Here is a 13173-nt window from a genome sequence, read left to right as displayed (position 1 = left end):
TCATCAGATAAACTTTGGATGCTTTGTAATAAAAATAGGTAGTTTGGTGTGATTGATTATATAAGGAGTCAGATAAAATAGAAGATAGAGAGAAAGTATGAGTAAAAAACAAAATCTGATCCCATGGCTTTTGGCACTTGTTCCGATTGTAGTTCACTTGGTGGTTTTGAAGTCCCAAGCGATTAATTTTCCATTCGAAGATGACCACCGAGTTTTTATGGATTTTTTCTACAATTATCTCAATGCGAGTAGTTTTGGCGAGAAGGTAATGGTTTTGTTAACACCGGATAATGAAAGTCGACCGTTTCTTATTCGCTTATCAATGTTGATTCCGATAGGCATTTTTGGAAGGATTGACTTCGGGATAATTCTCTATTTTGTAAATCTCTACACCCTTGTTTTGGTTTTGGTTTTTTATAAAAAATACAAGCATCTTCCTGTTTTTTTGTTGCTTTTGAGTTTTTTGTTGCTCAGTCATTGTAATTGGGAGATGTTTTATAGAAATGATGTAGCCTCTTATCAGTTAGCTACTGTTTCTTTTTCTTTGGTATTATTTTACTTAATAGCAAAGAGGAATTCGCTAACTAGCACTGCCCAAAGATTACTTTTTTATACTTTTCTATTTATTGTACCATTTGGTAGTGCCTTGGGGTTTATGACCGTTTTCTTGGTGTTAGGTTATGCACTTTTTAGAAAAAAGCATCCACACAGTTATATTATCTTGTCTGTTTTCGTACTACAGTTAGTCATTTATTTGAGTTCGGGAGTTAGTGGTAGCTCAAGTATTAGTATGTTCGGCAACTTGTTTAAATATAATATTGAACTGGTTTGGGGCTTTTTTATAGCTGTAGGAGGCCAGTTTAGGTTTGTTTATACCAATCTTGGCTTTTTCATATCAGGATTTTTGGGATTTATTACGTTCATTTTCAGTACTTACTTATTACTGAAAAATTGGAAGTCTGAAGATTATGATTTCGAGAAACTCATTTACCTTTTCGGTGCGGCTTCGCTAGGTATAATTGTGGTGAGTCGGTACAATTACTGGATTGTAGGATATGAAAGTGTATTAGGCCCAAGGTATAAAATCTACGGTATTTTGATTTTCTTATCTGGGATTTCGTTCGTTTTTCAGAATAATTTGTTCAAAAAGGTTCAGTGGGGGCTTTCGATTTTGTTTATGGTGTTCTATGTTGGTTGGTATCTAAAGTCGAGCGATTATCTTATTCTAAAACATGAAACCTTGATGATGGACGCCTATAATCTGGAGAATGACATGGTCCATAACGAGCGTCAGACGGTGGCTTTTGAGGCCAAAGACAAATATGATTATCTAAAAAATAGTGGTTTTTTTAATGCAAACGACTTTTATCGGACTGTTTTGGACAAGATCAAAAATGGAGTAATTGTTTCGCCCAAAACAGCTGTTTTGACCCAAGTGGATTTTGATCCTGCCTACGAGTCTGACTGGGGAGGTAAAGAGAGTAGGCTTTATAAGATTAGTTTAACTGGCGATTTTCCTCCTTCGAGTAATTATTTTATCAGATTGACGGGAGCAGACCATAAATCGGTTATTCTGAATGGACTCAGGAAGCCTTTGTCAATCGCAAAACGACTTTTCTTAAAAAAAGAACCCCTTTATTATCTTTCAAAAGAATTTGAAATGAGTCATTTCAAACTTCAAAAACCGCTAAGGTGTGAGGTGATTTGTGTAAAATCAAAATAATATATTCTGCACATTTTGTCATTTTAATAAGCCAGGATCTATTTCTACCACATTAATTGACTTCGAATCTTTAGCTAGGTGATAAGAATAACTGACAAGGATATTTCCATTTGGAGCCTGTAATAAACTTGGGTAAGAAAAGCTCATTTTCTTAGTGCTGTCGTTTTCTAGATACAAGCTGTGCTCCCAGGTTTCGCCTTCGTCTTTGGAAACATACAGGCTCAGTTTGTATCTGCCATCATCTATATCATTTCCTACAAAAATCCAACGACCATCTTGAAAAGTTAATAGTTCAACACTGGCAGTGTTGGGTAGTTTTGTTTTGGTAGCAACGGACCATGTTTCGCCGCCGTCAATGGACTCGCTCTTTTGTACCCGAGAGGGCTCATCACCACTGTCTCTCAATAATGCCATGAGATTTCCATTCTTTTTCTTACCCAGGGCAGGTTGTATGGGACCTCTTCCAACCAGCGGAGAGCCTGCTCGCCAAGTTTTACCATCATTTTCAGAAATGGCCATCAGCGACATGTTAAAACCATCAGAATAGAGAGGTAGAATGATTTTCCCATTTTTAAATACCATGGGTTTGATTCTGGTCATCCATCCGAAACTTCTTTTTGCTGGGTCTTTACTGGCTTCAATTATCATATCGTCGTATTTGGCGGCATATCCTGCCCATCCGTTGTCGGAGGCGGGCAATTCTTTGAGTTTTTTTTCTACCTCTTTAGCAAAGGATTCATCGGGTTTCAAAAGTATATTGTCTTGCCATTCCCATATTGGTGGTCCTGGGTTTAAATAGTTCGACGAGGTTCGAAATCTTAAAATGGATTGCTCCCACCTGTTGGCTTGCACGGCTATCCAAACAAGAAAGAGTTGATTTTTAGTATTTAAAAACATGACTGGGTTACAATCTGGGATATTTGGTGTGTCGGCCATTAAGAAAGGCTCGCTCCATTTGTCCTGACCTTTTGCGAGTCGGGCTCCCATAAGTTTTACATCGTCAGATGTTCTTTCTCCGCTACCTTCAAACCAAACAATCAGATTGTCCTCATTCGGTAGGACCACCAAGCTACTCGCATGAACGTGTTTTTCTTGCAATGGAAATACCAATGAACTATGTAGGATTGGTGATTTTTGAGCAAATGTCTGAATGGAAAATAAAACAAAATAGAAGATTTTAGGTCTAGCGAGTTTCATTTGATGGTTTTTGGTTGAAAAAAGGCTTACCAAACATACAAAATTTATTCTTCTTTTAGAAATATTGATTTAGCTAAGCATTTAAGATAGCTAGTTGTTATAAATAAACCTGTCCGAATGAGGCAGCAAGTCTTTGCCTGTACTCGTATTGTTTATAAACAAAACGAAAATTTAAAATTTATGATGAAGTTTAAAAGTCTATTAATCTGCATGTTTGGTCTAGTTTCTATCAACGTGAAGGCACAAAGTGAAATGCAGACCTTGTTTGGGAAATCTAAGAACAAAATTCAGTCTGTGGGATTCTATATTGCTCCAGAGTTGTCTTATGGTCAGTTAAGTGGCACATTTGCACCTATTGCTGGCAACAGCTTTATGCTAACCGTGAACAAGAAATTTGCCATTGGTGCTTCGGTTTTAGGTACAGTTCGGGATAGAAATTCAACAACGACAAGAGGGCATTTTGGAGGTTTAAAGATGGAATACACACCAAAACCCGATGCTTTGGTACATGTTTCTTTTCCTTTGCTGATAGGTGCAGGAAGTATGTCTAACAACTATGGCTTTGAAGGTTTTGACCGACGTGGAAGATATGACAATAGGTTTGAAATCGACAGAAATGGAAGTTTCGTTCTACAGCCAGGCGTAAATGTAGAAGCGAACATGTTTAAATACGCCAAAGTTTTCTTGGGAGCTAATTATCGCTTAGCAGCAAACAAAAGTGGTTATTATACTGATTTGAGTGGATTTTCAAGTTCTTTAGGTCTTAAGTTTGGCGTGTTTGATTATAAATTGAAGAAGAAAATCAAAGAAACTGTTGAACCCGTTGAAGAGGTAAAATAGTTTTTGCGTAAATGAATGAGGTCATAGTTTAAATACGTTATGACCTCATTTTTTTATTTCAATATTTTTATTTCTACCAAGTTGTTACTAGTTCTTTCTTCATAGAAAACTGTAATGGTTTTTCCATTAAATTTAACCATATCTTCGGTTACATAATATTCAAAGTCAAGGGTTTGCTCGGCATTAGAAACCGAGATTTTGTTTGGCAAATCACCTCCCGTAACTTCGTTGGCTCCATTTAAGACCCCAGTTATACTTTTCATTTCTTTGGTTACAGGAATGGCATCTGTTTTAAAAATAGACTTTCCATTGCTCTGGATGTCCATCAAAGCATTTTCAAAATTGCTTACATAAGAAAAATCCAAGTATTTGCCGATGGATTTTGAAAGTGTTTCTTGATTGATATCTTTTACTTCCTCCAAGTTAAGACTGAAAGTCTCTTCAATTTTACGTTCTGGAAATTCGATGTTCAAAGTAGCAAAAGGATAACCGCCATCTTCGTAATTCTTTAAAATTCCTGTTTCATGGACAAGCTCGCCATTTGGAAAGGACGACGCTTCGAGGTTTTCAGGATATACTGTGGTGTCTGCGGTTGCCAAAGAATCAATTTTTTCGGCGGAATTATTTTGCCCTGCGTTTTGATTACAAGCTACTAGCCCCATCAGAGCCATCATGGCTACAACATGTTTCATTTTTGTTATCATTAAATTATAGTTTTAGGTTTAAATTTTTTGCAATGTATCGAAGTCTTCTACGGCAGACAAATATAAATAATTGAGCAAGAGCCCATTGCTATTGTTTATTTTATGATGCCCTTCTATGAATGGATAAACATGTGTTGTTATTCGTTCAAATTCGTATTCCGTTCCCATTTGTTTGTTTTCAAACGATTCGATTTCAGTTTTGTCCAATTCTATTTCGCAAAAGTAAAAATACATGGCTTCGTCCGAGGTTCCCGTGCTAGGAAAAAGCCTTTTGTTAGGCGAAAGATTGATTAGGTCTTCTTCAGACACCGTAATGCCTGTTTCTTCCTTGACCTCCATTACAGCTATTTCGAGTGGTGTTTTGATGCCATCCACCATTCCGGCTGGATGCTCGTAGGTAAATCCGCCTTCGGCTATTCGTCTTTGTTTAACCAAAAGCAGGTATTTTTCTTTGGTTTCTTTATCAATCAAAACTATGCAAACACACACCACTTCGCCTTTTATGAAACATATGGGTGGAATTTTGTCGCCTTCCGGTGTTTCGGCGTCGAGCATAACCAAAGAAAAAAGTGCTTCGCCATTATAACGATGTCTGGTATAAACTTCCTCTATATTATTTATTTTTAGTCCATTAGTTTGTAAGTTGGCTTTCCAGATTTTAAATTTATGGGCATTTTCGAGCGATTCTTTCATTCTTGAAATTAATAAATTGAAAACAAAACTACTTACTCCTGCTTTTATTCTTCTCCTTTTTGGTGGTTTTTATTTCTATGGTTCGAGCGATAAAGTATTTGAGTACAAAGGTTTGAAGATGAAAGGGCTATCCCTGGTAGCACCACCCAAAGAGGTGGATACCACTTGTTTTCATTCTATTGAAAAAGTTAACGCAGATTGGGTTTCATTGATGCCTTATGCTTTTGTACCAAAAGAAATTGCCGAAGTGAGGTTTCAGATAGACACCACAAAAAAACATCAATGGTGGGGAGAAACACCAGCGGGTGTGAAAAGATGCATAGAGATGGCTCATTCTAAAGGTATAAAGGTGATGCTAAAGCCTCATTTGTGGTTAGGTTGGGGTCAGTTTACAGGCGATTTGAATTTCGAAAAGGAGTCAGATTGGAAGATTTTCGAGGATAGTTTTAAAGATTATATCTTGACTTTTGCTCGATTGGCTGAATCTGAAAAAGTAGAAGTTTTTTGTATAGCAACCGAAATGGGAAGCCACGTGCAAAGTAGAGAGGACTATTGGCTTGGCTTGATTTCTGAAATTAAAAAGGTGTACAAAGGAAAACTTACTTATGCCGAAAACTGGGATTGCTTTGACAAAGTGCCTTTCTGGCATCAGTTGGATTACATAGGTGTTGACGGGTATTTTCCGCTTTCAGACGAAAGAGATCCGAGTATCGAGGAATTAAATAAAGGTTGGAAAACTCATCTTAAAAAACTCGAAAAATATTCTTCAAAACACCAAAAGCCAATTTTATTTACCGAAATTGGTTACCGAAGTAACGACTACAGCACCGAAAAACCTTGGGAAACAGAATATTCTAAACCTAAAAACGAGAATATTCAAGCCAACGCTTATCATTCCTTTTTTGAGACTGCTTGGAAACAACATTGGTGTGCGGGTGCATTTATTTGGAAATGGTTTCCGACCGAAATTGACCACTTCCATGAAAGGGAAACATTTTCTCCACAAGGAAAAATGGCCGAGAAGGTGCTCGGAGAACATTATGGCAAATAATGCTATTTCATTTTTTTGAGCGTCCAAAGAATTTCATCCAAGCCGTTGGATTTAATCTCATAAACGGTGGAAAGTTGCATACCCAATTTACCTTCGGGAAATCCTCCCTTTCTAAGAAACCATTCTAGATAACTCACGGGCAAATCGCACAAAAGTGTGCCTTTGTATTTACCAAAGGGCATTTGGTTTTTTACAATTTCTAATAATATTTGCTTATCGGGTTGAAACATTGCGAGAACGATTTTGATTTCGTAAAAACTTGGCTTAACATGTCATCATATAGAATGCAAAAAATATGAATCTTCATTAAAAAAACGATAGGGCAAATTTAGGGTTAAAGTTTCAAGAAATATGTGTATTGTCAGTAATTGAACAAACCCTACGGCATGGGATTAGGGAGATTAAAGTATTCTTTCAGGAAATCCCGCTGCTTGCAAAAATTGATATTTATTTAAGACTGCTGAAAGCACTAATAATAGGGCCATTGATTGAGAAAATAGTTAGCCCATTTATCCATGTTTATAATGTTCTGATAATATTGTAAATGGCCTAATGGAGGCTGTAGTGCTTTAGTTCGAAAGAATATACTACCAAGGCTTCTTTTTTAATGTCTGAGGACTACTTAATGCATTGGTGACCAAATATTTTATATTTTTTTTAGAGTTTCTACGATGGTTTTGAATCTATTTTTTTTGTAAAATAAACCCTGTTCAAATATAATGGGGAGGTGATTAATGGGCTTATTAATTATATTTGAGATTCCACTTGTATCAAAAAATGAAGGAATAAACGCAATTCCTTTACCCATGCCTACCAACTGAGCCATGATTTCTAGAGACGAAACTTCCTGAACTATATTGGGCTTGCGATTAAACCCAGCCTGTATACATAGTTTTTCAACTTCATCGAGTATTGGATGAAAAGAACTGGAGATTTCTATCCAACGTTCTTGGTTCAATTGTTCTAAAACGATATTGTCCTGATGGGCTAATGGGTGATTTTTAGCCATAATAACATTTAAAACACTACTTTTTAGTAAGATAGAGTCCAATTCAATGTAGTGATGTGGCAAAACAGATATTCCGAAGTCGATAGACTCGTCTACTAGGGCTTCTTGAACTGTTAAAAAAGTAGGTAGTTCTACTATTTGTATATCTATATCAGGAAAATATCTTGAAAATAAACCTAAGGCTTCTACTATTCTTTGGTTTATTAACATTCGATAAATACCTAGTTTAAGTGTTTTATTTGTCAAGGCTCTATTTTTTATGGTGGCTTTTGCTTTATCGCATAGCTGCAATATCTTCTGTGCGTCTTTTAGGAAAAGTTCGCCTTCTAGTGTTAAGGTAACTTTACGAAATACTTGGCGTTGGATTTTAACAAATAAGTCGGCACCTAATTCTGTCTCAAGCAATTTAATTTGCTGACTTAGAGCTGGTTGTGAAATTGATAGCTTAGCCGATGCTCTAGAAAATTGTAACTCCTCGGCCACGGTAACAAAATATTTTAATTGACGTAATTCCATGAAATTTTAAGCTTAAAGGATGAAGTATATATTGCAAATTTTGGAGTTATGTATGTTTCAGTATAAGTATTTCTTATAACAAAGGTATAAAATTGTATTTGACTATACCTAAACCGGCTCATAGATTTACATAACTTTTTAATGAAATATTTATAAATAAAAAAAACTCATGAATACAGAGGCCTTAGAATCAATTCCTAAGATTTTTGAAGATGTACAAGATTTTTTGCCGATCAATGGCACAGACTATATAGAATTTTATGTCAGTAATGCCAAACAAGCCTCTTACTATTACCAAACGGCATTTGGATTTCAACCCATAGCTTATGCAGGTCTTGAGACTGGACTTATAGATAGAGAAACTTATATTTTACAGCAGGGCAAAATCCGGTTTGCATTGACATCTCCATTAAGAAGTGGGACAGAAATAGGGCGGCATATTGACAAACACGGTGATGCCATTAAGGTAATAGCCCTTTGGGTAGATAATGCCGAGGCTGCTTATAATGAAACCGTTAAACGTGGAGCTAAGTCTTATTTTGCTCCCATTATTGAAGAAGATGAATTTGGTCAAGTAGTAAAAGCTGGTATATATACTTATGGTGAAACCATTCATGTATTTATTGAAAGAACTAACTACAAAGGTGTGTTTTTGCCTGGTTTTAGACCTTGGAATCCGGGCTATAAACCTGCTACTATTGGATTAAAATATATTGACCATGTTGTAGGAAATGTGGAACTCGGAGAAATGAACGAGTGGGTAAATTTCTATGGCGACGTTTTGGGTTTTACTCAAATAGTTTCGTTTGACGATAAAGATATATCTACCGAGTATACAGCATTGATGAGTAAGGTGGTGTCAAATGGAAACGGTAGAATTAAATTCCCAATCAATGAGCCGGCTGAAGGATTAAAAAAGTCTCAGATTGAAGAATATCTTGACTTTTACGAAGGTGCTGGTGTTCAGCATCTTGCCTTGGCTACAGATGATATCATAGAGACCGTAACCCAGTTGAGAAATAGGGGAATAGAGTTCTTAACTGTGCCCCTTACGTATTATGATGACTTAAAAGAAAGGGTTGGGCAAATAGATGAAGATATTGAGATATTAAAGCAATTAAATATTTTGGTAGATCGGGATGAAGAAGGTTACCTACTTCAAATATTTACTAAACCACTAGAGCCGAGGCCGACAATATTTTTTGAAATTATTCAGCGTAGAGGAGCTACATCGTTTGGTAAGGGAAATTTTAAGGCTTTATTTGAAGCTATAGAAAGAGAGCAGGAATTAAGGGGAACTTTGTAATAGAATGGACCTAATGTTTGAATCAAACGAAATTTTAGATAAACTGCCTAAGCACTTAATGCAGTTTGTAACTACCCAAGATTACGAGTTTTATTCGCCCATAGACCATGCGGTATGGAGATACGTGATGAAAAAAAACGTGCAATATTTAAGTAAATATGCACATGAATCTTATTTAACAGGGCTTGCAAAAACAGGAATTTCTATGGATCACGTGCCTAATATGTATGGCATGAATAGAATTTTAAAAGAAATAGGTTGGGCAGCGGTGGCAGTTAATGGGCTTATACCTACAAAAGCTTTTCTTGAATTTCAGGCTCATAATGTATTAGTAATTGCTTCCGATATTAGGCAAAAGGAAGATATAGAATATACACCTTCTCCGGATATTATTCATGAATCTGCAGGTCATGCACCGATTATTGCCAATGTAGAATATGCTGAGTTTTTAAGACGCATCGGTGAAATAGGTGCCAAGGCTATTTCATCTTCTTATGATCAAGAATTATACGAAGCCACCCGTCACCTGACTAATTTAAAGGGGTCTTCTGGTGCTAATGATAAAGAACTCGCCGAAGCTGAAGAAAAGGTCAAAGACCTGCAGCATAAAGAAGTGGAGCCTTCTGAAATGGCAAAAATACGAAATTTGCACTGGTGGTCAGTAGAATATGGTTTAATTGGAGAACTAGGTGAACCCAAAATTTATGGGGCCGGGTTGCTGTCATCTATAGGCGAAAGCTCGTGGTGCATGTCAGCTAAAGTTAAAAAGCTGCCTTTTACATTAGAAACAGCCGACTATAATTTTGATTATACCAAACCACAACCACAGCTATTTGTTACTCCAAACTTCGCCCATCTAAGTTATGTTCTTGATGAATTAGCTAATTCGATGGCATTAAGAAGAGGGGGGCATAAAGGTTTGACCAAACTGATAGAATCCAAACAACTGGGGACTATTGAACTCAGTACAGGTTTGCAAATTTCAGGTCTCTTTTCGAAAATTTTACTCAACGAAGAAGGGAAAGTAGCCTATTTTCAAACCAATGGCAAAACCGCATTGGCCTACCATGAAAAAGAGTTACTTGGGCATGGCATTACAACGCATGGTCATGGTTTTGGTTCTCCCATAGGGAAACTCAAGGGAATCAATTTGGCAATTGAAGATATGTCTCCAAGAGATTTAGAGTTTTATAATATCTATGAAGGCCGTTTTGTTAATTTAACTTTTGAGGGAGATATTACTGTAGCTGGCGAGGTTATTACGGGAAAAAGGACATTGAAAGGTAAAATAATATTGATTTCTTTTAGAAATTGTACTGTAAAACATAAAGAAGTGATACTTTTTCGCCCAGAATATGGCATCTATGATATGGCTGTAGGTAAGAAAATAGTCTCAGCTTTTTCGGGGCCTGCTGATCCTAATTCATTTGACCTCACGGTACCATTGAGTTTGCCAAATGTCAAAATCCCAAAAAATAAAGAACAAAATAAGTTAGAGAATTTATATTTAGCAGTAAAAAAAATAGGTTCTAATTCAAATGAACTGCAGACCGTTTTTCGGGAAGCCCAAGAAAATTTTCCAGATGAATGGCTCCTTTATTTAGAAATACTGGACGCGATCAAAGAAGAAAATGTAAAGCTAAAAAAAGAGGTCATAAAGCATCTGAATCAAATTAAATTTAGAAATCAAAAAGTTGCTCATTTGATAGAAGTTGGGTTAAATCTTAGCTAATTCGTATATGTATCAAAGTCAAATAAATTCAATATGCCCTTATATCATAAATTAGGCAAAATGCCCCAAAAGCGACATACTCAGTTTAAAAAAACTGATGGTGGGCTATATTATGAGCAATTGTTTGGAACAATTGGCTTCGATGGTATGTCATCTCTTCTATACGAAATTCATCGGCCTACTATGGTCAAGGAGATTTTATCAGAAAAAGACGTTTCTCCTAAAATAGCCATTGAAAAAGGCATGAAAGCCCGCCTTTTGAAAGGTTTTGAGGTAAAACCGAAGGATGATTTTTTAGAAAGTCGTACCCCACTTCTGGTGAATTCAGATATTCATATTGGTTTGGCAGCACCAAAAAAATCATTGCGTGAATACTTCTATAAAAATGTAGATGCCGACGAAATGCTATTTATACATCAAGGCAGTGGTACTTTGAGAACCATGCTCGGCAATATCGCTTTTGAGTATGGAGACTATCTCATCATTCCAAGAGGTATGATTTACCAAATAGACTTCGATACAGAACAAAATCGCATTTTATATGCTGAAAGTTTTCATCCGATTTATACACCCAAACGATATAGAAATCATTTTGGCCAACTGTTAGAGCAATCACCATTTTGCGAACGTGATTTAAAATTACCCCAAGACCTTGAAACCCACGACGAAAAAGGGGATTTCATTATAAAAATCAAAAAACAAGGGATTTTATACGAAATGCTTTACCCAACACACCCTTTTGATGTGATTGGTTGGGACGGATATAATTTTCCTTATGGGTTTTCAATTCACAATTTTGAACCCATCACAGGCCGTGTACATCAGCCACCACCGGTGCATCAGACTTTTGAAACAAAGGCCTTTGTAATCTGCTCGTTCGTACCACGATTGTATGATTATCATCCACTGAGCATTCCTGCACCGTACAACCATTCTAACATAGATAGTGATGAAATGTTGTATTATGTAGATGGTGACTTTATGAGCCGAAACAACATTGAGCAAGGCCATATCACATTGCATCCGGCAGGTATACCACATGGCCCCGCACCAGGAGCCTATGAGCGAAGTATCGGTCATACTGGAACAGAAGAGTTGGCGGTAATGATAGATACTTTCAGACCTTTAAGTATAACAGAAGATGCTTTGAAAATTGATGATGGGAAATATTACAAGAGTTGGTTGGAATAGGAAAAAAACAAAAAAATAGAAAATGAAACAAGGAATCGCCTTTGGCATTTATAGTATTAAAGATAACCCGAAACGATTGGCAGCCAAAATTCAAGGGCAAATTGTTGACCTTTTTCTTTTAGCCGGAAAGAATGTTTTTGAAGACTTAAAAATTGATCAATCTGTATTTGAAAATGATTTTCTCAATGACTTTATCAGTCTTGGCAAAGACAAAACGAATGCAGTAATTCAAATTTTAAAAAACATAAATCTTGAGGAATTCTCATCTTGTGTAGTTTCTAATGAAGAGGTTTCATTGCATTTACCTGTTAGAATAGGAGATTATACAGATTTTTATTCATCAGAGCAGCATGCTTACAATGTTGGCGTCATGTTTAGAGATCCAAACAATGCACTTTTAACTAACTGGAAGCACCTGCCAGTGGCCTATCATGGGCGATCGAGTTCTATATTTGTGTCAGGTCAAAACTTTCATAGACCAAAAGGTCAGGTCAATTCCAGCGATACAACGCTACCCGGCTTTTCGGAGAGCAAAAGGCTTGATATAGAATTAGAAATGGCTACAATCATTGGTAAAAACAATGAAATTGGAAATGCCGTAGATGTTAATCAAGCTGAAGAATATGTATTTGGATTTAGCTTGTTTAACGACTGGTCTGCACGAGATATTCAAAGATGGGAATACGTTCCTCTGGGGCCTTTTTTGGCAAAGAATTTCTTTTCGTCAATTGGTGCATGGGTAGTTCCAATTGAAGAATTAGCACCATTTAGAGTAGATGCCGAGGTTCAAAATCCAGAGGTATTGCCTTATTTACAAGAGAAAAATCGCAAAAATTTCGACATCACTTTGGAGGTTTACCTTATTCCAAATGCTGATAAAACACAGACCGAAGTATTATTGTGCAGGTCAAATTTCAAAAATATGTATTGGACGGTGGCTCAGCAGATAGCTCATCATACGGTAAATGGATGTAATCTCAATGTTGGTGATGTAATGGGTTCGGGTACTATTTCAGGAAAAACGCCTGATAGTTATGGTTCATTATTGGAGCTAAGTTGGGGTGGTAAAAATCCCATTACATTGCCAGACGGCAGCACCCGGACATTTTTAGAAGATGGCGATACCATTGTAATAAAAGGATATGCCCTTAATGGCGATTATAGTGTTGATTTTGGAGAAGTAAGGACAACCATATTACCTTCGAAGTAAT

Annotated in this window: 12 protein-coding genes; 7 read left to right on the top strand and 5 right to left on the bottom strand. The window is 36.6% G+C overall.

What is annotated here, in order from left to right; all coding sequences use genetic code 11:
• The first annotated feature begins 97 nt into the window (after positions 1-97).
• Complete coding sequence (locus EGI31_RS01345) at positions 98-1723, top strand: hypothetical protein (RefSeq protein WP_255035324.1); 1626 nt, start codon at positions 98-100, stop codon at positions 1721-1723.
• Positions 1724-1741: 18 nt separating this feature from the next.
• On the opposite strand, the gene EGI31_RS01340 is transcribed toward EGI31_RS01345, so the two are convergent.
• Positions 1742-2920 (bottom strand): sialidase family protein, encoded by a 1179-nt coding sequence (locus EGI31_RS01340; RefSeq protein WP_255035323.1) that lies wholly within the window; start codon positions 2918-2920, stop codon positions 1742-1744.
• Between the two features lie 180 nt (positions 2921-3100).
• On the opposite strand from EGI31_RS01340, the gene EGI31_RS01335 reads away from it, so the two are divergent.
• Entirely contained in the window at positions 3101-3760 is a 660-nt protein-coding gene (locus EGI31_RS01335) for a hypothetical protein (protein WP_255035322.1), read from the top strand.
• 53 nt (positions 3761-3813) lie between these two features.
• Here EGI31_RS01335 and EGI31_RS01330 read toward each other — a convergent pair whose 3' ends face one another.
• Complete coding sequence (locus tag EGI31_RS01330; protein ID WP_255035320.1) at positions 3814-4452, bottom strand: hypothetical protein; 639 nt, start codon at positions 4450-4452, stop codon at positions 3814-3816.
• A gap of 30 nt (positions 4453-4482) precedes the next feature.
• On the bottom strand, positions 4483-5157 hold the full coding sequence (locus tag EGI31_RS01325) for an NUDIX domain-containing protein (protein ID WP_255035319.1): 675 nt from the start codon (positions 5155-5157) through the stop codon (positions 4483-4485).
• A 16-nt stretch (positions 5158-5173) separates the two neighbouring features.
• Between EGI31_RS01325 and EGI31_RS01320 the strand changes: the two genes are divergently transcribed.
• A complete protein-coding gene (locus EGI31_RS01320; protein ID WP_255035318.1) occupies positions 5174-6208 on the top strand; it encodes a glycoside hydrolase family 113 in 1035 nt (344 codons plus the stop codon).
• A gap of 2 nt (positions 6209-6210) precedes the next feature.
• Here the strand turns inward: EGI31_RS01320 and EGI31_RS01315 are convergent, their stop codons facing one another.
• Positions 6211-6438 carry a DUF3820 family protein gene (locus tag EGI31_RS01315; RefSeq protein ID WP_255035317.1) on the bottom strand — a complete coding sequence of 76 codons (228 nt, stop codon included), beginning with the start codon at positions 6436-6438 and terminating at the stop codon, positions 6211-6213.
• Positions 6439-6854: 416 nt separating this feature from the next.
• Entirely contained in the window at positions 6855-7733 is an 879-nt protein-coding gene (locus EGI31_RS01310; protein ID WP_255035316.1) for a LysR family transcriptional regulator, read from the bottom strand.
• Between the two features lie 169 nt (positions 7734-7902).
• On the opposite strand from EGI31_RS01310, the gene hppD reads away from it, so the two are divergent.
• The 4 genes from hppD to fahA are packed head-to-tail and all read left to right on the top strand — an operon-like array spanning position 7903 to position 13172.
• The gene (hppD, locus tag EGI31_RS01305; RefSeq protein ID WP_255035315.1) at positions 7903-9039 is read left to right on the top strand and encodes a 4-hydroxyphenylpyruvate dioxygenase; all 1137 of its coding nucleotides are present in this window, start codon (positions 7903-7905) and stop codon (positions 9037-9039) included.
• Positions 9040-9052: 13 nt separating this feature from the next.
• Positions 9053-10771 carry an aromatic amino acid hydroxylase gene (locus EGI31_RS01300; RefSeq protein WP_255035314.1) on the top strand — a complete coding sequence of 573 codons (1719 nt, stop codon included), beginning with the start codon at positions 9053-9055 and terminating at the stop codon, positions 10769-10771.
• A gap of 33 nt (positions 10772-10804) precedes the next feature.
• On the top strand, positions 10805-11962 hold the full coding sequence (locus tag EGI31_RS01295) for a homogentisate 1,2-dioxygenase (RefSeq protein ID WP_255035312.1): 1158 nt from the start codon (positions 10805-10807) through the stop codon (positions 11960-11962).
• A 22-nt stretch (positions 11963-11984) separates the two neighbouring features.
• Complete coding sequence (gene fahA, locus EGI31_RS01290) at positions 11985-13172, top strand: fumarylacetoacetase (protein WP_255035311.1); 1188 nt, start codon at positions 11985-11987, stop codon at positions 13170-13172.
• Position 13173 lies beyond the last annotated feature (1 nt).

The sequence above is a fragment of the Lacihabitans soyangensis genome (genome assembly GCF_024343775.1).
GTDB lineage: Bacteria > Bacteroidota > Bacteroidia > Cytophagales > Spirosomataceae > Leadbetterella > Leadbetterella soyangensis.
This window is presented reverse-complemented; position numbering and strand designations above follow the sequence as displayed.